Genomic DNA, 18,596 nt, shown 5'->3' on the forward strand with positions numbered 1-18,596 from the left:
ATGGCTCAATTCTCAATGGAAATTATGCGTCTAACCGGCTCAGTTCTGAGTGGAAACCAACACCTGACGGGCCTTGAACAGGGTCGCTCGATGGCAAGCCTACGTCCGCTATGGTGTCGAGCTGCTCACTTGATGGCTTGGCCCGCTGGATATCGGCATGCCTGTCCGGTGGGATATGCCCCAACGACGAGGAAATCTGACGTCGATCCAAGGTTTTAATTACCCGTACCCGCAGGCAGCACCAGGCAATCGCCAGCGCGCACCTGCATTTCCCGCTCCCGCAGCCGATACCGAGAACCTCATGTGCTCCGGTGTGGTAATGCTGGTAGTCGAATACGCCGTTCCGCCATAGGCCGCTCCAGCCATTTTCCGCGAACAATCGTTCCAAGTTCTGTGTGACCTCCGCCCCGCTGAAGACTTCGGCATAGACGAGGACCGGAAGTGTCTGATTGTTCGGTACCCACTCACTTGGCTGGAACGTGACGGTTTCAGTCTGCAATGGGATCGCTCCGTGTGGGTTGCTTGCATCAACACTCTACACTTTCAGAGGTGCGCGGCAGTCAACCGTTCGAAGTCGGACCGTACGCTACCGCACCGGGGGGAACTCTCGATATGCGCTCCGGTTAGGCCGCCGGGGAATCGTTCCCGACAAGGAGAAACATCATGGCAAACCAAGGTGGCAACCAGGGCGGCAATCAAAGCGGCCAGCAGGGCGGAAATCAGGGCGGTGATACGTCAAAGCGCGGCTTCGCTTCAATGGACGACGACAAGCAGAAGGATATCGCAAGCGAAGGCGGCAAGGCCTCCGGCGGCAATTTCAAGAACGACCCCGAACGGGCCTCGGAGGCCGGCAAAAAGGGCGGCGAAAACTCCAGTGGCGGTAACCGCTGACCGAGGTAGCTGCTCATGAAATCTGAGGTTCTGGATCAGAGCGGCCGGGCGACGCCCGGCCGGTTCAGGTCGTTTGAAACGTAACGCGGGAAATCTCGGCAGTCTTGTCACGCGGCTGCGACCGGACCTGTCCTCAACCGCCGTCCAGCAAGGAACTTTGTTGCAACGGCAAGGTTCGATGCTGCCATCCAGTGGAGAAATCAATGTTCAAAAACTTACTCACGCCCTTTCTTGCCGGAACAGCCCTTTTGGCGCTGGGTCTTCAACCCTTTGCGGCAGATGCACAGGCTCTGAAAAAGCTCAGCGATACCGCCAAGGAGATCGTGGCGCCGATCACCGGCAAGACGGACGACCGTCTGGAGAAGGTTACGACGTTCAAGCATCAGGTCACCGGAGTGACAGTTTCGGAGGACGGCCGGATCTTCGTCAACTTTCCGCGCTGGTCGGAAGATGTTCCGGTGTCGGTCGCCGAAGCCATGAAAGACGGCTCGATCAAACCCTACCCCGACGATGAATGGAACGCCTGGCGCAATGCCAAGATGTCGGAGATTTCGCCGACAGACCATTTTGTCACGGTGCAAAGTGTCGTCGCTGACGGCAAGGGCTCGCTCTGGGTCGTTGATCCGGCTGCACCCAACAGCGAGAAGACCGTCAAGGGCGGGCCGAAGCTCGTCCAGGTCGATCTGAAAACCAATACCGTGAAGAAGGTCTACCCGTTTCCTCCCGAGGTAGCAGGCCCCGCGAGCTACCTGAACGATGTTCGCATCGCGCCGGATGGCACCTTCGCGTATTTCACCGACTCCGGCTCGCCAGGCGGTCTCGTCGTGCTCGACCTCACCTCCGGAAAATCGTGGCGTGTGCTGAGCGATGATCCGTCCACTCAGGCGGAAAAGGACGTGGTCGTTGAGGTAGATGGCAAGCCGCTGCGCCGGCCGGACGGCCGTCAGCCACAGTTCAATGCCGACGGGATTGCGCTCACCGCAGACAGCAAGACGCTTTACTGGCAAGCTCTCACCGGCAAGACGATGTACCGAATATCGACCGAGGCGTTGCAAAAGGCCGCGTCGGATCCCGGCGCCGTCAAGGCCGAGAAGTTTGCAGATACTGAGCCTACCGATGGCCTGTGGATCGACAAGCAGAATCGGATCTATCTCAGCACAATGACTAACAACGGCGTGAAGATCCTAGGCCAGGACGGAAAGGTGACCTCTTTCCTTCAGGATAGCCGGCTACGCTGGCCGGACACATTCGCCCAGGGTCCCGACGGCGCGATCTACATTACCGCGTCGCATATCCAGGATTCCCCGTGGTTCAACAAGGATTGGACCGATGACGACTTCGCGCTGTTCAAGTTCAATCCGCCGAAGTGAACATATGCGAGCGGAACATTCAATTGAAGCTGAGGTTGCAGTCCGCACCTCGAGCACTGTAGACGATCCAATAACCCGTACAACCGCGATCCGCGCAGGATTGCTCGCCTCTGCACTGCTCTGGCTCCCCACCACAGGGCAGGCGCAGGAGATGGCGAAGCCCACGACCGAAATGCAGGCCGTTCTCGACAAGCGCGGTGCGCTGGAAGCAAAGCCGTTTTCCACGTTGAGCGTTCCCGAGGCACGCATTCAGGCAACTCCTGCCGACGCGGCCCACGCCGTTCCGTGGGACAAGCTCATCTCATCCGAACCCGAAGCGCAGGTCACTACCAAGGATATCGCAATTCCGACCAAGGTCGGGACACTGGCCGCCCGCGTCTACATACCCGGCGGCGAGGGTCCGCCCCCGGTCATCGTGTCTTATCACGGCGGCGGCTAGGTTGTTGCCGACATCAATGTTTACGACAGCGCACCGCGGGCGCTGGCGCTCGGTACCAATGCCATCGTCGTTTCCGTCGAGTATCGGCATGTGCCCGAGCACAAATTCCCTGCAGCGCATGACGACTCCCGGGCGGCATACACATGGGTTGTCGAAAACATCCACGAAATGAACGGCAATGCTGCTCCCGGCATCGAACTTGTCGAGATTTCCAAGTGCCTTCATCAACGTTTCCTGCACCAGTTCCTCGGCATTCGATTTCGCGGGATGGAACCGGCGCGCGAAAGCGCGAAGGGCAGGGATCAATGCGACAATTCGTCCTGCAAAGGTTGCTCGCTCGTCATCATAACGATACTCCTTTTCATTCGGCAAGACGGAAAAGTTTTCTCGCTGTTGGGTGTCTGCGTCTTTTCCCCAGCTGGGGGTGTATTATCGCTCACCCTTTGGTCCGTCGGGCTGACCACGGCATTCGGCGTGGTAGTCGTTGTCTGGTTGATCGCTATCGACGGCCTCGCCGTACATTTCCGAAATGCCCCATGCGACCGTTGCAAGGAGGTGCCCCAATCAATACCATCAAAACGGGGCGGCCCCGGACGCCCTGCCAGGCTTCGATCGGTGTTTCGACAACGACTTACCAGTTTCCGCCGCGTCGGCTCGGGCGCCGCGCTCGTCAGTGTATGTGACCGTGGACCATCTTCCTGAATTTAATGCCGTTAAACCATTTCAGACGCCGATTGGTCCCGCCCCTTGCGTGGCCCGACATTCGCTTTCCCGGTTACTACGCTCGATGCTTCGGCTTGCGTGGCGGAGCGTTGATCTCAAGCTCGTGTCGGCTGGCGAAGCGGCCTAGCATCTGTGAGATTTTGCGGGCTTCAGCCTTTTCAATGTCGTTTTTCTTGCAATGCTCACCGACGTCATAAACTGGTTTGGCGTGATGGCTAGTCTGACGGTTATCAATGTGTTTGGTCATGACACGATCCTCCTGCATAAAAACCAATAAGCAGATATGATGTTCCCATGCCTCACAGCGGTCCAGACAGTTTTTCGTTGGGTTGAGGTACCTGTTTCGTCGCGACAGCTGCCCTGCAGTTGATCGCAGAACGTTGAAACGGTACCCTGCAAGTCGCATTTCGTACCTAAGTCAAAGACGTGAGGGGATAATGCACCGATTGGACAGAGCGATCGAAATTGCCATGGAGGCACATGCGGGGCAGAGCGACAAGACCGGCGAGCCCTACTACCTCCATTGCAACCGCGTTGCAGCCGCAGTGCCCAACATTGATGAAAAAATCGTCGCCTATTTGGACGATGTCGTGGAGAAAGCTGGCTGGTCACTTGAGCGAGTGGCAAACCCGGGCAAAACATTCAGAACAACGACCCATCCAGGCAGAGACGGGGCGTTTACAACACGGTCCCACCGCCGGTAGCTCTATCTTTTAAGCTAGGATCATCCGGAAGGCTTGATCTTCAAATCAAAGATTATCGACAAGGCTACCTTGAGAGGTGATCAGCTGCTAGCGGGCCCATCCGGCTTCGATGGCCTCGTTGATAATGGCTAGTAATAACGGTTCGAGCGCGTCCTGAGATTCCAGATCGTTATCTTCCGGATTCTCGTTTGGTGCTTATTATGAGGACTCCTCATTTTGTTCAGAACTCGAAGCAAGGTGGTTACTCCAGCTTGCGACGTGCCCCAGCACCCACGCCGTGATTTCCTCATCTTGGGGTCGCGAAAATCGGCTACGTACTTCACAAAACCCGTCATGATTACCTTGTGCCGCTGCCAGTTCTGGCTGAAAATGCTCCTGCGGCAGTTCGCGAGGAGGCGGCGTCCACCAGTGTCAGTTCCTTGGGCGGACAATGATGCAAATTTCCGGGACCGCAATACCGCCAAAGACTTCACCATGTTGCAGATCGTTCTGGACGCCTGGTGCTTTCAGAATCACATCTTTCGCCGTGACGCACGGCGGAGCCGCGATACTAATCAGCGAGTACAAGCGGGGTACCCCGCTCGCAAATCGAACTGATTGCCATGATTAACAGCACGACGCATTAGTTATATCTTAGGTCGGTCTATCGCGAGAGCTACGACAACCAGGGCTATCCCTTGAACCCGAACGAATGCGGTAGCGCGAAATCCGGGCTTAACCGCCCGGCAGTCAATCGCCGTCACATGCATCGCAAAGAGGGAAGTCGCTGACACTATCGGGGCGGCCAGAATGTGTGCAGGGGACCGTAAAGGGGGCATCTGTCCATTTGGACCAGAATTGCGTCGCGCCAGTTCGCGAATGCGGATGGCCCACCGGCGAGGAGAGATGATTTCGCTCAAACCCGCCAGACCAGACGGCGAGCACGCCAAACAGTGATGAGCTGCTCTTGAATCTCTTCTACTGTCCGATGGTGAAAGCGCGGCCCAAGGCTGATGGCTAAGGCTCTCAGGTCCATTTCGCGCGAGGCATTCTCCGCTGCTCGGTCGGCGTGGCGCGCAATCTCTGCCATCAGTTCATCATCTTCGTTCATCTCAGCCCCTCACAAAGATTTCCATGCCAGTCCTAAAAATGCCACGAGAAATTCGCTCAGGCGCTCACCAATGGCAAGGTGAAATCAGAGGCTGCCGTGATCAAAAATCGCTGTAATCATTGGCGGTAAAGGACACATCGTCAATGCCAGAAGCTTGGCGAAGCACGCTGTTGATACGAGACTGCCAGCCTTCGCCTGTGCCTTTGAAATAATCGATAACATCTTGATCAATGCGGACAGAAAGCAGCCCCTTTTGGTTCCTGGAAGGATAGGAGCGACGACGGTCCTTTGTGGCCTGATAGTCCAGCACTTCCTGAACTTTATCATGAGGCAGTTTGCGGGCTTTGCGACTTGCCGCCATTTCCAGGCTCCCTACATGTCAAAATCAGGATGATATCGCAGCGCATGGGGAAGTCTACCGACAAGCGCGTGACTGCGAGCCAGCGCAGCTCCACCAATGGCAGAAATCGAGGGCGCGCGGCGCAGGCTGAGCCAGGGGCTCGATTTTCTGGTTAATCCATCACTCGTTCTATCAGATATTTGGGATGGTCGTCCCCGTTCACCATCTCACAAGCGCCCTGTTCATCGACAGTCGAGACGATGAAGTTCACTCTCGCTTCGTCAAAAATCGAGGCACGAAGGAGGGCGTCCTGCAACTCCGCCCGGCTCATCAATTCCGGGTCTCTCGCAAGAGCCCCATTTTGAAAAACACTCAACCGAAAACGAAACGGATGCATCCGTCAACCCTCCCAGTTCACCAATGCTGCACCGTGGTGAAGTGAAAATACACCCCAAGTTTTCACAAAATCAACATCAATTTGCGCGGCTTACGCCTCGTGCAAGGAGCATGCGATGGATATTACACATGACGTTCCGTCATCGTCCGGCATCTCAGGGTCTCGGAGACGGGGGCCATGTTCACACAGGCTGTTTTTCGCCCCAACATAACGCTATCCAGGGTGAAAACCTCATATCATCGTCTCGGCAATCGTTGGCCTGTTGCAGTGTTTTACGCCCTGATCAAGCGGCCATTCATCGACGCGGCGCCGGGGCAGAAATGATGATAGCGGAAAGCTACGCGGACCGGGAATCTGGACCCGCATACAGCACCGTTTCGGGCTGCGCATGACGGAGTGGATATGGGCACGATCATGACCGCGTGGGGTATCTCTCTGTTGCTGCCGGACCCGGTTTTCGAACAACCTTCCTTCGCGTATTCCACGCCCTGTTTGATGAGAACACGTTTCGCTGGCTGATGATCTGCATGGGCTGTTGCGGTTGATATGCCTGGTCATCAACGGCGCCCCAAAGAATGTCGCCGCATAAATCAGAGTGTTTTCAGCTTGCGTCCGTTTCATGGACTTCGGTAGCATCCAGCTTTGCCTGTTCCCGCGTCATCAGCACTTGGATCGCGATCTATCGAATGCTCGCGCATGTCGAGCTTCTCAATGCTTGCCGTGCTGCGCATGACGCCGGAGAGAATCATGCAGTTTCAGGACATAACACGAAGCTGACAAAACGAACGGGATGGCCTGCAAGGGGCCGAAGATAGTGTACCCATGCGCCGTTCGACGCGTGGAAGAGCCACTGCTTCATCGCCGGCCTGCGCTGTCACTGCCTGACAGCGCCCTGGATCATCGATGCCCCGATGAACGGTGGCTTTTTTGGGGCCTGGATCGAAACCCAGCTCGCCCTGACCGTGTTGCCCGGCGACGTGGTAACTTGAGAAGGAGATGATCCGAAAACGATGATTGGCTGATGCGGGTGAAACGCCGCCGTTTACCCTTAGGGCATAACCTTAACAAGAGGTAAACGAGCAGGGAGGCGAAGATGGGCCAACTTGGTCGCGTCGGGTAAGGTAGGGCGCTCGGTGCATTTGAGCACGAATAAATTTAGGCCCTCGCTGGTAACGGCGGGGGCTCTTTTTGCGTCAGCCGAAATTTAGTCTATAACCTCGGTTTCGCCGTCAACCTTCGTCCACGTTAGCGACCATTCGTCCTTGCTGCCCTTGTTGTGGATATACGTGCCATGATCGGAGACTTCTGCGTCAAGGGTGACGAATTCCGGTGGCGCCCCGCCCGGAAGGGCCATGACACGCAGAAAATCGCATAGCTCGGAAAGCTCCGTGACGTGCTTAACATCCTGGCGGCCCGGCACTTTGATGGTCCACGCATATATCGTCATGGCTTATCCTTGCCTTCGATCGTCGCTTTCAAAAGCCCTTCTGCTGCGGGAAATTCGCCGAAATCGTTGACATCACCGCTATCGTTCGGCGGGCCTTCTGCCGGATCGGGGTCTTCGGCATAGGCGATGCGCAGGTTTTTCAGAACCTCCTCCATGGCAGATATTGCCTCAAGCGTAGCCCATCCATGGGTGTTGGCTTGGTCGAGTATGTCTTGGAGTGGCCCGTCTACTTCTTCCGGACACAAAAGATGGCGGTCCTCATTGGATGCCGGAAATTTGGGCTGGTTGATCATGGCAATTCCTCCGTTCCGCGGGAAACCGGAAGACGTTGGTATTGTTCCCATGGAGAGGCACTTAATGCGACGTTGGTCGGGCAACCGGGGCCCTGTGCTGAGTTCTTCTAACAGGCTGCATGGCTGCCCTGTTTAATCCGCGCATCCCAAGGCCGCCGGCTGTTGCAATTACCAATACATATTGCTCTCCAGTTAAGGGTATATTATAAAGACCTAATGTGCGGAGCTCGTTAAATGGGAGGATATATCCGTGGCAAACTTTAAATCGTTTTTTCCGGGTCATGTTTATCCAGATCACTACAGCCCTCCCATACCAGGTTTCGACTATCTACCGTTCTTCGATGAAATTGTTAATTTCAATCAAGCCACTCAGACGGCGAGGGCCGCTACAGCGATCAAGTTCGACCTGTCGAATGGATTGAAATTAAAACTCTCCGGCAGCGGGTTCACATTTGACGCAGGCGGCCACGCTACCGGAGGTACGTTGACCGGAATGGTCATTTATCTCAACAACGGTACCACCAAGATGCAGCAGTTGACGGGATTGAACGTCTCGCTGGAAACTTTCTTTGATGCTGCCGCAAGCTTTAATCAGTACGATTTGGCGCGGTTCCTTATGCGCGGCAACGACACGCTAAGAGGAAACGCCGGCGATCAGACGCTGGTAGGATATGCCGGTAATGACAAATTCATTGGAGGAGCAGGGGGCGATTTCGTCCAAGGTGGCGAAGGCAAGGACACTTATGACGGCAATGGGAGCGACTACGACACGCTTGCCTTCGATGATGCATATTATACCGCGTCAGCCTATCGAGGCATCGCGCTAAACTCCACCACAGGCACTGTGATCGATGCCTGGGGCAATGCCGAGACCTTCTCCGGGTTCGAACATTTCCGTGGAACGCAGTTTAAGGACAGCTTTGTCGGCTCCGTCAGAGATGAACAGTTTATGGGTCTAGGCGGTCGTGATTCGATCAACGGCGGTGGTGGTTTTGATGTCGTTCGATACGACAGGGACGAGAACCGGGGCGGCACAGGCAGCGTCACCGTCAATCTGGTAACCCAAAAGGCTACCGACGGGTTTGGCAAAACTGACACCCTAAAAAGTATTGAGGGTGCGCGCACAGGAAGCGCGGATGATAAACTGTACGGGAATGCCCTCGACAACAAATTCAACGCAGGCGATGGAAATGATCTCCTGTCTGGAGGTCGGGGCAACGATCAACTCCGCGGGGAAGGGGGAAACGACGTGTTCCTGTTCAACACCGCCCTCAATTCCGTAACAAACGTTGACATCATAAAAGATTTCGAAGCAGCCGCGGACACCATACGTTTGGAAAATGCTATTTTCACGGCTCTAACGACCCCTGGAGCGCTTGCGAGCGCGGCTTTCCAGGCTAATACAACAGGCTTGGCAGTCGATAGCGATGATAGAATTATTTACGATACCGATACGGGAAAGCTCTATTACGATAGCAACGGCAGCGGAGCGGGCGGACGCGTTCTTTTCGCCACGGTAGAAAATCGAGAGGGCTTGACGGCCGATGACTTTTTTATTGTCTAGCGAGGGCGTACCTTCGGCCGACGTTCACCTTATCAAATAACCCTAACGCCGGGTTAGTTCCATCAGGCGTCTACACAGTGACCATCGGGTCGGAGCGCTGGAGGCATTTGACCAACCAAGCATTTAGGCCCTTGCGGGGAGCGGCCGGGGCCGCATTGCTACTGTTGTGCTATTGGGAGGCCATACCAATAGGCAGCTGTCAAGTGTGCAATGCAGCGCACCAATGCTCGAAATGCACCGGCGTGTTCGGAGGGGCCATTCTTGATAACGCCTGTAAGAAAGTGCACTACGGGAGCGGCCTGAGAGTCGGGTCGGAGACGGTCGTTGAGCGACGGTACTTGGGTTGTTCCTCTGCGTTTTGCAGAGGGCGAGCATGAAGCAATTGGAACTTTATGCACTTGTCCGCCATGCGGTGATGGTGGACGGTATGAGCCGCCGAGAGGCCGCGCGACTATTCGAGATCAATTGACGGACGGCCAACGAGATCGCCCGCCATTACCGATCCTGGGAGACGGAGGACTTCGTCTTCGACCCCTTCCGCTATCTCGCTTTGATCGAGCGAAAGACCAATGCGCTGGATCAGGCCGCGCCGCTGCAAGATTGAAACCTGCCGGAATGCTCGCCACCATCCGTCGCCTGATGGAAGCCCGGATGGGTAAAAAGGGCAAGCGTGACTTCGTGCAGGTTCTGCGCTTGATGGAGGTCTTTCGGCAGGAGCAGGTGATCGCGGACATCGAGGCGGCGCTGGAACGCGGGACGATCGGCTTTGACGCCGTCAAGCATTGGATGTTGTGCCATGTGGAGCGCATACCGCCAAGGCTCGACATGACCGTCTACCCCTAACTGCCCAACGCTCGCGCGGCCTCACCGGGCAACTATCTGAGCCTGCTGTCGGGAGCGCACCCACGAGCGACACGCCGCAAATCCTGCTTGCCCATTATCTCAAAGTGGTGAAGCTGCCGACGTTGCTGCGAATACGACAAGGTCGTCAGACAGAGTGCTGCCGAGGGTGGATCATACCGGCTATCTGTTGTGGCTCGCCGAGCTGGAACTGATCGACCGGGATCGCCGCATGGTCGCGCGCAAGATCAAAGCCGCTGGTTGATCTTCATTTCGGAATCGGTTGGCTTTGGGGGGATGACTTGGGAACGTGTTTCAAACCACAACCCTTCGCCGCGCCGGTCCCCTCAGACACCAGAAACCAGTTGACGTGCGGCGTTCAGCGATGTTGGTTGAGCAGCCTGCGGAACTCGAACGCTGTGGGCAAGGAAGGGCTTCCGTTTAGATTAGCATCGGAGGCCCTTTTGCTTTGGTTCTCCGATTGCATGGATTACTGGATAAATACCTTCGAGTGGCGGAGGTTTGAGCGTCCTGTCGAGCAGGCAGAAAAAACCCCGCCGGGAAGGGCGGGGCAAAACTGCTTCTGGGATAGGCTCACACAGATGCAGGGACGTGGCGGCCCAGAGAGTGGGAGGGCAGCGCGCCGCAACAATAAGAAAGTTCAGGCAATTGGGAAGGCCGGATTCCGCGATTCCGGTACGGTTGCTAAAATAATCCGCCATGCGACACGGGCTGTCGGTTATCCCCCGCCCCTCAAAACCTCATCCTTCGCATCCAGCACAATCTTCAGGGACCGGATCATAGCAGCCATCCCAAGCAGGACCGCCTTGGCATCGTCGTCTGACCCCTTTTCACATTTCAGCGCCGCAATCTCCAGGTCGTTCAGTGCGTCCTTTCCGGGACCATGCCGGACGCCGGTCTGCAATCTCATCTCGCGAATGGTGCGCGATCCTCTGGACATGAGCTTCATGCGCTCACCGACGCTGACCTTGCCGATTTCATTCGCGGCTCGGATTAATTCGGAGATAAAATCGGTTGTGGTGGACATGTGCTGATGATTTGCCAACGGCGGGGGGAGTCAATCGGAAAAGCAAATTGGGCGAACTCTTGCGCGATTGTTTACCGCCTGTCTTCCGCGCGCAGAAGTGTGTTTAGGTTGCGGAGACTGTCAGCCGCCTTAAGAAAGGTCGCTGTCACGCCCTCGTCTGGCAAGCTGTCAATTGTGGCAGCAGCAACTTGCAAAATGACAACTTCGTTAAAGGCCAACGGATTTTCACTTATCGCCGCACAACTATTCAACTCTCGAATAGCTACGATCGACCTTCCAAGGAGACTGCCCTTTTCGAGTACGGTCAACTTGCTCACTTGGTTTGCAGCGCGGATGAGTTCTGGAATCAAGGCAGAGATATCAGTCATGCGGGCCAATTTGCGGACGGCTGCAGCCAAGTCAATTTGCCTGAACGAAAAAGGCCGAGTGATTGCCCGACCTCTTCCGTGATTATCTCGTTTCCGCGCTTATTGAACAACCTGTACCACTGTGTACGTTTTCGGATCCACGATCACACGTTGATCGTTGACGATGGCGTAGGCGTAACGCGGGTCTTCAGCGACCGGCGTCAATACAACTTCGCGTGCGAGTGGTTGGCCGACAACCACCTGCTGCTCAAGAACGATCGACTGTGAGGCCGGCTGCTCTTGTACATAGGTGACCACTTTCTGTGGCGGCGGTTCAAGAGCAGCGCCTGCAACAGCACCAACGACTGCCCCGACTCCTGCTCCAACCGGACCCCCGATAATAGCGCCAGTTGCGGCGCCTCCCACCATTCCAGTTGCCGTGCTGTCTTCGGCCTGTACCGAAATAGGCATCATGCTGAGAACGACGGCGGACGCGATCAAGATTTGCGTTTTCATGGTTCTTCTCCTCTGCGTTAGTTCGCAAGAGGAATGTTTCAAATTAACTTTGGTTCCAGATTCGCAACGCGCGTGTCCAGCAATGAAAGCCAAGCGATTAACCTGACCTCCCTTTATCGCACCACCGCAGGTGCGAGCCGGCAGATAGGGATGGATCTCAGTCTGGTTGGTGACAATGACCTCAACCCTTCCCCTGTCCGCTGTTCGAACTCGGCGGTCAATGATCGTTCCTGTCTCCCAGGCCGTGTCCCACTCCCGGAGGACCCTAACCTATCAATTACGCGGTACGCGCCTACCCGCCGGTGCGGAGCTCGACCCCTCAAGGGAACACCCTTCTTCGTTCAATGGGTTCCTTCGACGATAGGTTGCGCCGGGCTCGCGCCCTGAAGCCCTCTTGCGACCAGATATACTTCCAGTTCATCCAGCGTGGCGAACTTCTCGTGGGGGCGGCCTTGCGGGGAGCCATGACTTTCCAGGCGTAAAGCGACATTTATTTAAGCGTGCCATCGGTACGCATGCGGGCATCGTCATCTTCACCGATACGCAGGGCGAACTAGCAGATCCGGAAATTGTGTCCACGTTTTCTTTTAAGCTCCCAATAGACTTGGCCAGCCCGAACGCCGCCGGGCGAGCGGGAAGTGGCTCGCGGCTGGTGGTTCCCGGATCTGGACGAGCTGCGGGTTGCGCGGCAGAAGGCCAGATCGAACCGGCGTGCGCAGCAGCGACGGCAGGATGATGAGGGTCGATTGGAGACTCCGTTGAGCGGGTAGACGATGAATGAGATGGAAGGTTTCACGGGCTTCCACCTGTGGAGCCGGGTGAGATGATTGGACTGTGGACGGGGCGGGGTATTCCGTCCGGCAACACTCTGGACGGCGTGCTCGAAAACCTCGGGTGATTTGGCAAACGGTTTTCGGCTCAGATGCGTGCTGATGCGCTATTGTTCCGCGGAGGCGATAAGCGCCTGGTCGCCATCGATCCGGCCCGGATTCGGCTCCGTCTTGCACTCCGTTTCCACAAGCTCGGCAGGACCCGAGCCGCGAGCAACCTGTTTTCCTATCTGTTGCGCAGGCTGAGAGCCAAAGGTCCGGTAGCCTCGTTGAAGGGCGTTCCGTTTCACGGGGTGTTAAGTGCTGCAATGGTCTATGACACCCAGCCCATCGTCGACTATTTCCGTAAGGTCGATGATAATCGCGTCATGGGAGCTATGGTGATCGAAGGCGACGACCGCGTTTATTTCTTCGAACTTGAGCGCGTTAACGAGGTTGATTTCGTGCGATGCCAGCCCTCGTAGAATTAAGCCACGGCAAGGATTACATCATCTGCAGCATACCCTTCCTTTTCAAGCCAAACCGGTCTTTCAGAGCTCGCTGATAGCGGGGTTCGAGTGCGGCTTGGTGCATGGCGGTCGCCATGACCTCCTTGTCACAACCCGCCACACCTCACAATCCCGCATGCTCGATCATTACCGGATCGCTCGTGAACATCGGATGACGACCGTGCGTGACGGGCTCGTGCCGGGGCATCATGTGGTTGAGCGTCTTGCTACTGCAAGGCGTGCCGGCATCGAGGTCATCTGGGATCTCTCGCATTACCATCGCAATCAGGACCCGGTTCGTTGCGCAAGAATTGCTGCCGAGGCGTCCTTGACCGTGAATGGCCCGGGCAGGCTGTGGCTTTGTCCTGTGAATGAGCCATCTCTTTACCCGTCGATCGCTGGGATGCCGCGATACGAAGCAATCGAAATGGCGATCAGCATGGCTCGTGTGGCACGAGATCATCATCCCGATGTCGCCATCCTTACAAACGATCCCATCACCGGTGTGGGCGACCGTCAGTTCGAAGCGACCGACGCGATCGTCTCCGCGGTTCATGTCGATGTTATCGGGGTCAACTACTACCCCACACGGCGCGGACGTCGCTCGTGAAGGTGCTAATGGCGACCTGGCGCCGCTACAGAAAACCAATCCTGGTGTCGGAAACCAGCTGGCATGATGGCCATCCCGTCCATCACCACCGCTATCCCGGGTTGAACAAGGGCACTTGGTTGCGGCATGTCAGCGAACAGGTCGATATCGCCAGGTTCCACGGGGCCAACGTGGTTGGTATTTGCTGGTATCCTATTGTCGATTGTCCGCCTTGGCATGCGCCTCAGTCCCGCAACCGCTGGAGTCATGGGCTAATCCGAAAGGATCTGTCGGTGGATCCATGGCTATCGGCGGAACTGGGGCTGGTTGCTATGAGCGACGGTGCCTAGGCTAAAGACCTGCGGAGCGTTTTTGCCGGGGTATGCGAGCTTCGAAACCGACCGTTCCGATGATCCTACCTTCAGGCCGAAGTTGAGTAACGATCCGCGGATATCATTCTCTATGGCAATCGCCTTCTCCTGCAGAAGCTTACTTGCTGTCAGCAAAGCGCGGCGTTTCTGGCTCGTCAACGTCTTCACGTGAACGGGTCGAAACAGATTGACCCGCATCATTTGTGCGATGCCGCGGGCATCGTTGCGATCGGTCTTGTTCACCTGCGCTTTCAAGAAAGCCTTGGTGGGGCGGGTCTCAATACAAACCGCAGGCAACCCAGCTTCAGTCAAACCGCTGAATAACCATTGAGACAGAGGACCAGCTTCAAGCCCTATCCGAACAAGGTTATATGCACGGTTCCTAAGAGACGAAACGAGATCGTCTGGGTGGCTCGTAACCTTCAACTCGCGGCAAATTTTCCCGGTTTCTTCGATAATGCAGATCGCCGTCTCTTTCACAGAAACGTCCAGTCCGGCATCATGCTGCGCTTCCTTTCATGATGCTTGTGGCTGCTCATATAGACCACGTTCCATCATCAGCTCGAAGCGCAGCCCCTCAGTCGCTGTTGCCAAATATAGGGTTCAAGCCGAATATCCCATCTGACTCAGTTTTGAGGCAGTCGTGACGATGCTGCCTTGATGGTTTCCACAAACGAATCAGCCTGATGAGCACCAAGTTTCGCGCATCTGATTTTGTACCGGCAGGTTTCATCGCCGAACGCATCCCCCCATTGAAGATGAGACCTGCATCTTACTTTCCCGAGCCGGCGCTACTGCGTCATGTCCGGCGTGCGGACGAATGTCGCGACGGTTAGAAGCCGCTATTGCCGCCAGGTCGCTGACCTCCCCCTTTCGGGAAGGCGTGTCCGACTTCTTGTCCGCACACGGAGCTTTACCCTTGACGCGGTGCTCTGCGGCAGGCAAATTTTCTCCGAGCGGTTCGTCGATGTGCTGCCTCCCTACGCCAGACGAACCGGGCGTCTCGAACATCTTGTCCACCATTTAGCGCTTGCACTTGGAGGACGCCAGGCAGCGCGGTTTGCCCAGCGGCTGATGCTTCCCGTCAGTAACGACACCTTGCTACGAGTTATCCGCAGGCAAGGGTTACCATCATCGATCCCACCCCGGTGATCGGCATTGATGACTGGGCCTGGCGGCGCAATCATCGCTAGGGCCCGATCGTGTGTGACCTGGAGCGTCGGCGGCCGATCCGTCTGATACCGGACCGTGAGCCAGCGACGGCAGAGGCCGGGTTGCGGGGAAATCCTCAAATCTAGATTATTGCGCGTGACCGTGGCGGCGCTTACGGGGTGGCGGCAGCAAAGGCGTTGCCTAATGCGGTGCAGGTCGCTGATCGATGGCATCTGATGGAAAATGCCAGCCGTGAATTCCTGGACACCGTCCGCAAATCGATGCGGCAAATCCGCAAGACACTCGGCGCAACGCGCGTTAATCCCAAGCTACTGACCGCGGCATGGCGTTCGCAAAGGACGGTGTGACGATAAAGGAAATCGTGCGCCGTACCGGTCAGGCAGTCCGAGCTGCGATCGTCTCACCGTGGTCCAACGGACAAACTGAGGGGCAGATCACTAAGCTCAAGCTGGTGAAGCGCCAGATGTACGGTCGCGGAAAGCTTGATCTGCTTCAAGCCCGCCTGATCGGCGCGACGTGAGAGAATGGCACCATATGCGCGTCAGAGCCCAATTTTTACCCCCCACCTATTTCGTCTGACCATCCGTCTTTTGCTGGCGGACGGAGGGGGAGGTGAAACGAGTGGATATGGTTCAAGGAGCTGAAGGACAATGTTCCTGACTAAAGGGGAACTTCCGATCTTACCGCAGGTTTGTCGGTTTTAATGGAGGAGAAAATGAGGGATATCGGAAAAGGGCGGCAAATCTGCGTGGATGCGCAGCGAATGTTTGCTGAAGATACCCCTTGGCACGTGCCTTGGATGACGCGTGTCCTCCCCCAGCTTGCGGAAGTCTCACACCGATATGCGGAGCGGACGATATTTACCCGTTTCATGACGCCCGCCCGAGCTAACGAAGCGGCCGGGGGTTGGAAAGAGTACTACCGCAAATGTTGGATGATGACCGGTGAGCATCTTCCGCAGGAGCTGTTCGGGTTGGCTCCACCCTTGCAAGCCGTCGTTCCCCCGGCTCGCGTTTTCAACAAATTGACCTATTCCCCATGGGTAGATGGCAGACTGTTGTCTCACCTCGGTAGCGAGGCGGTTCAGACCGTCGTCGTCACTGGCGGTGAGACCGACGTCTGCGTGCTTGCGACCGTGCTTGGCGCCATCGACCGTGGACTTCGCGTGATCATGCTCAGCGATGCCGTCTGTAGCGGCGCTGACGAAACACACGACACCGCCATTGATTTGCTGGGTGACCGCTTTTCTGTCCAGCTCGACCTTATGAAGACCGAGGACTTCCTGTCGGAGGTGCGGGTATAGGGATCGTAGCACCTCGCAAAGCCGATTGCGATCGACCGGATCCTCACGACTAACGCTTTGTCTCTCATCAACTGAAGGAAAATCTGATGCCGCTGAAAGCCCTTGCCTTTAACAGCACCCTGAAATCTTCAAATGCATCGGAAGCGTCCTCGACAGGAAAGTTGCTGGAGCTCATCGCAGAAGAGTTCAAGAACCACGACGTTGAATTTGAAGCCATCCGTCTGGCTGACCACGACATCAGGCCCGGTGTGACCTCGGACGATGGCGAGGGCGATGCCTGGCCGGAAATCCGTGAAAAGGTGGTTCAGGCGGACATTCTTCTGATCGGAACACCGATATGGCTCGGCCAGCCGTCGAGCGTATGCAAGCGAGCGCTTGAGCGCATGGATGCGTTTCTCGAAGAGACGGATGATCGGGGGCGGATGGTCTCTTACGGGAAAGTCGCGGCCGTAGCCGTTGTCGGCAATGAAGACGGCGCCCATCATGTTTCGGCTGAGGTCTATCAGGCGTTAAACGACGTCGGCTTTACCATCCCGGCCAACGCGGTCGCATACTGGGTGGGTGAGGCGATGGGCTCGACGAACTTTGTCGATCTGGAGCAGACGCCGGAGGCGGTTCAAACAATGATCTCGATGCTCGCGCGCAACACAGCCCATCTGGCAACTCTTTTAAAAAACTCGGAGTACCCCGGCGAAAAGAGCTGAAGCGATCATGCGTGGCCTACCATTTTAAACTGTCGCGGTCAGCCAGATTGCTTCACCTCCGTAAACCTGCAAACTGACGGCATGAACGAAAAGAAAAACGGGTGCGCATGCGACGCAAGCCAGCCACCATCCTCAGGCAACTCGCCGAAACACCCCAGACACTCGCCGCCGAGAAGGCCCTCGTTATGGGGCAACAACACTCTTGGGGTACGTTTTCGTACCAGAGCGCGAAATTGTCAGACGAACCAACGACGATTCACATGGCGTATTTTCGCCGGTCGTTTGCGCTCATGCTGGCTGATTCCCGGACATATTCGACGTGCCGCCCGCTATGATGTCCAATTTGGCAGTCCATTCGTAATGTGTGCCGAACCTCGTTAGAATTGCCTTCGGCTACTTAAAGGCGTATAATCCTTCCGTTGCGCGGGGTAGGAGATATTATGGTCAACAAGCGACCAAGTGAGGCTGTCGTTCGATTGTGGGCTGCGCGTGTAGAAGTCGAGCAGGCGCGGGGAACGTCGCTGCAAGAAACACATGTCATTCTCAGTGAAATGATTGCCGGTTGGGAAGCGGTTGAAGAACGCGCTGCTAAAGCGAAATAACCGTTCATCTTGATCCATTGCATTTCATTCGTTGTATTAGATTAGTTTTTGCTCAAGTGGCGAGACCCCATTTTCGCTGTGAGCATCGGCAGAGTGGCGGCAAACCCTTCCCGTCATTCTGCCGTGTTTTCTTGTAGCCGCTGCGGGAAGCTGGCTGAGACGCCCTCAACTGTGCATTATGTTCTTGAAGGACAGGGTGAAGAGGATGTCGCCGTATTCGTCGGTCACTTCCAAGGTTTGACCGCAAACCGGCACACGGAGCGCGATTTGTTCTGCCAGCATTTCGCGAGCGGCGTCCTTGGCTTCTTTTCGTGCTGTGTCTACATCAGGCAATTCTAAGCCTTCCGTATCTTCATTATAATAGTCACCATTACGCACATTGAAAAAGTAAAGTGGCATAGCGTTTTCGCTCATCGTTTGTTAGCGCGTGAAGATACGACAGCCACTCGCTGAAGCCAAGATTTGCTTACCCACAGCGTCTTGATGTATATTAACGATGGCTCATAGCGATGTCTCCCGCTGAGCCA

Annotated in this window: 19 protein-coding genes and 7 pseudogenes; 13 read left to right on the forward strand and 13 right to left on the reverse strand. The window is 56.1% G+C overall.

The window, feature by feature from the left end; translation table 11 throughout:
• Window positions 1-22 precede the first annotated feature (22 nt).
• Window positions 23-499: pseudogene (locus ACSQ3J_RS26135) on the reverse strand (cupin).
• A gap of 164 nt (window positions 500-663) precedes the next feature.
• On the opposite strand from ACSQ3J_RS26135, the gene ACSQ3J_RS26140 reads away from it, so the two are divergent.
• The 4 genes and pseudogenes from ACSQ3J_RS26140 to ACSQ3J_RS26155 form a co-directional block, all read left to right on the forward strand.
• Complete coding sequence (locus ACSQ3J_RS26140) at window positions 664-891, forward strand: general stress protein (protein ID WP_060504476.1); 228 nt, start codon at window positions 664-666, stop codon at window positions 889-891.
• Between the two features lie 203 nt (window positions 892-1,094).
• Window positions 1,095-2,261 (forward strand): L-dopachrome tautomerase-related protein, encoded by a 1,167-nt coding sequence (locus tag ACSQ3J_RS26145; RefSeq protein WP_436040657.1) that lies wholly within the window; start codon window positions 1,095-1,097, stop codon window positions 2,259-2,261.
• A gap of 151 nt (window positions 2,262-2,412) precedes the next feature.
• Window positions 2,413-2,700 carry a hypothetical protein gene (locus ACSQ3J_RS26150; RefSeq protein ID WP_060504477.1) on the forward strand — a complete coding sequence of 96 codons (288 nt, stop codon included), beginning with the start codon at window positions 2,413-2,415 and terminating at the stop codon, window positions 2,698-2,700.
• 12 nt (window positions 2,701-2,712) lie between these two features.
• A pseudogene (locus tag ACSQ3J_RS26155) lies at window positions 2,713-2,865 on the forward strand (alpha/beta hydrolase fold domain-containing protein); the annotation flags it as partial.
• A 27-nt stretch (window positions 2,866-2,892) separates the two neighbouring features.
• On the opposite strand, the pseudogene ACSQ3J_RS26160 reads toward ACSQ3J_RS26155, so the two are convergent.
• The 7 genes and pseudogenes from ACSQ3J_RS26160 to ACSQ3J_RS26190 form a co-directional block, all read right to left on the reverse strand.
• Window positions 2,893-3,072, reverse strand: a pseudogene (locus tag ACSQ3J_RS26160) (sigma factor); the annotation flags it as partial.
• A 406-nt stretch (window positions 3,073-3,478) separates the two neighbouring features.
• Window positions 3,479-3,670 (reverse strand): hypothetical protein, encoded by a 192-nt coding sequence (locus ACSQ3J_RS26165; RefSeq protein WP_060504515.1) that lies wholly within the window; start codon window positions 3,668-3,670, stop codon window positions 3,479-3,481.
• A 1,352-nt stretch (window positions 3,671-5,022) separates the two neighbouring features.
• Window positions 5,023-5,217, reverse strand: coding sequence for a hypothetical protein (locus ACSQ3J_RS26170; RefSeq protein WP_436040658.1), 195 nt, complete (start codon window positions 5,215-5,217; stop codon window positions 5,023-5,025).
• Window positions 5,218-5,317: 100 nt separating this feature from the next.
• Window positions 5,318-5,578: a BrnA antitoxin family protein gene (locus ACSQ3J_RS26175; RefSeq protein WP_060504481.1), complete on the reverse strand. Its 261-nt coding sequence runs from the start codon at window positions 5,576-5,578 to the stop codon at window positions 5,318-5,320.
• A gap of 151 nt (window positions 5,579-5,729) precedes the next feature.
• The gene (locus ACSQ3J_RS26180) at window positions 5,730-5,954 is read right to left on the reverse strand and encodes a hypothetical protein (RefSeq protein WP_060504482.1); all 225 of its coding nucleotides are present in this window, start codon (window positions 5,952-5,954) and stop codon (window positions 5,730-5,732) included.
• Window positions 5,955-7,158: 1,204 nt separating this feature from the next.
• Window positions 7,159-7,401 carry a hypothetical protein gene (locus ACSQ3J_RS26185; protein ID WP_436040659.1) on the reverse strand — a complete coding sequence of 81 codons (243 nt, stop codon included), beginning with the start codon at window positions 7,399-7,401 and terminating at the stop codon, window positions 7,159-7,161.
• Window positions 7,398-7,694, reverse strand: coding sequence for a hypothetical protein (locus ACSQ3J_RS26190; RefSeq protein ID WP_060504484.1), 297 nt, complete (start codon window positions 7,692-7,694; stop codon window positions 7,398-7,400). Before ACSQ3J_RS26190 ends, ACSQ3J_RS26185 begins: the two co-directional genes overlap by 4 nt.
• 250 nt (window positions 7,695-7,944) lie before the next feature.
• Here ACSQ3J_RS26190 and ACSQ3J_RS26195 point away from each other — a divergent pair, with 250 nt between their 5' ends.
• Window positions 7,945-9,258 (forward strand): calcium-binding protein, encoded by a 1,314-nt coding sequence (locus ACSQ3J_RS26195; RefSeq protein ID WP_060504485.1) that lies wholly within the window; start codon window positions 7,945-7,947, stop codon window positions 9,256-9,258.
• Between the two features lie 484 nt (window positions 9,259-9,742).
• A pseudogene (locus ACSQ3J_RS26200) lies at window positions 9,743-10,098 on the forward strand (IS21 family transposase); the annotation flags it as partial.
• Window positions 10,099-10,837: 739 nt separating this feature from the next.
• On the opposite strand, the gene ACSQ3J_RS26205 reads toward ACSQ3J_RS26200, so the two are convergent.
• From ACSQ3J_RS26205 to ACSQ3J_RS26215, 3 genes are all read right to left on the reverse strand, one after another.
• Entirely contained in the window at window positions 10,838-11,146 is a 309-nt protein-coding gene (locus ACSQ3J_RS26205) for a hypothetical protein (protein ID WP_060504487.1), read from the reverse strand.
• 71 nt (window positions 11,147-11,217) lie between these two features.
• A complete protein-coding gene (locus ACSQ3J_RS26210) occupies window positions 11,218-11,544 on the reverse strand; it encodes a hypothetical protein (protein WP_060504488.1) in 327 nt (108 codons plus the stop codon).
• Window positions 11,545-11,613: 69 nt separating this feature from the next.
• Window positions 11,614-12,009 (reverse strand): DUF1236 domain-containing protein, encoded by a 396-nt coding sequence (locus ACSQ3J_RS26215; protein ID WP_060504489.1) that lies wholly within the window; start codon window positions 12,007-12,009, stop codon window positions 11,614-11,616.
• A 790-nt stretch (window positions 12,010-12,799) separates the two neighbouring features.
• On the opposite strand from ACSQ3J_RS26215, the pseudogene ACSQ3J_RS26220 reads away from it, so the two are divergent.
• The 3 genes and pseudogenes from ACSQ3J_RS26220 to ACSQ3J_RS26230 form a co-directional block, all read left to right on the forward strand.
• Window positions 12,800-13,303 (forward strand): annotated as a pseudogene (locus ACSQ3J_RS26220) (DUF4334 domain-containing protein); the annotation flags it as partial.
• A 160-nt stretch (window positions 13,304-13,463) separates the two neighbouring features.
• A complete protein-coding gene (locus tag ACSQ3J_RS26225) occupies window positions 13,464-13,937 on the forward strand; it encodes a hypothetical protein (RefSeq protein WP_156397628.1) in 474 nt (157 codons plus the stop codon).
• Between the two features lie 8 nt (window positions 13,938-13,945).
• Complete coding sequence (locus ACSQ3J_RS26230; protein WP_436040660.1) at window positions 13,946-14,266, forward strand: hypothetical protein; 321 nt, start codon at window positions 13,946-13,948, stop codon at window positions 14,264-14,266.
• A 31-nt stretch (window positions 14,267-14,297) separates the two neighbouring features.
• On the opposite strand, the pseudogene ACSQ3J_RS26235 reads toward ACSQ3J_RS26230, so the two are convergent.
• A pseudogene (locus ACSQ3J_RS26235) lies at window positions 14,298-14,779 on the reverse strand (IS110 family transposase); the annotation flags it as partial.
• Window positions 14,780-14,973: 194 nt separating this feature from the next.
• Between ACSQ3J_RS26235 and ACSQ3J_RS26240 the strand changes: the two are divergent.
• The 4 genes and pseudogenes from ACSQ3J_RS26240 to ACSQ3J_RS26255 all read left to right on the forward strand — a co-directional run bounded on the left by ACSQ3J_RS26240 (window position 14,974) and on the right by ACSQ3J_RS26255 (window position 18,069).
• Window positions 14,974-15,980, forward strand: a pseudogene (locus ACSQ3J_RS26240) (ISL3 family transposase).
• A gap of 195 nt (window positions 15,981-16,175) precedes the next feature.
• On the forward strand, window positions 16,176-16,763 hold the full coding sequence (locus tag ACSQ3J_RS26245; protein ID WP_060504492.1) for a cysteine hydrolase: 588 nt from the start codon (window positions 16,176-16,178) through the stop codon (window positions 16,761-16,763).
• A gap of 86 nt (window positions 16,764-16,849) precedes the next feature.
• Window positions 16,850-17,467 (forward strand): flavodoxin family protein, encoded by a 618-nt coding sequence (locus ACSQ3J_RS26250; RefSeq protein WP_436040661.1) that lies wholly within the window; start codon window positions 16,850-16,852, stop codon window positions 17,465-17,467.
• A 440-nt stretch (window positions 17,468-17,907) separates the two neighbouring features.
• Window positions 17,908-18,069 carry a hypothetical protein gene (locus tag ACSQ3J_RS26255; protein ID WP_156397630.1) on the forward strand — a complete coding sequence of 54 codons (162 nt, stop codon included), beginning with the start codon at window positions 17,908-17,910 and terminating at the stop codon, window positions 18,067-18,069.
• A 165-nt stretch (window positions 18,070-18,234) separates the two neighbouring features.
• Here ACSQ3J_RS26255 and ACSQ3J_RS26260 read toward each other — a convergent pair whose 3' ends face one another.
• Window positions 18,235-18,483: a DUF6894 family protein gene (locus ACSQ3J_RS26260; protein WP_244482149.1), complete on the reverse strand. Its 249-nt coding sequence runs from the start codon at window positions 18,481-18,483 to the stop codon at window positions 18,235-18,237.
• Window positions 18,484-18,596: the final 113 nt, after the last annotated feature.

This window comes from Rhizobium sp. LjRoot98 (assembly GCF_964252935.1).
GTDB lineage: Bacteria > Pseudomonadota > Alphaproteobacteria > Rhizobiales > Rhizobiaceae > Pararhizobium.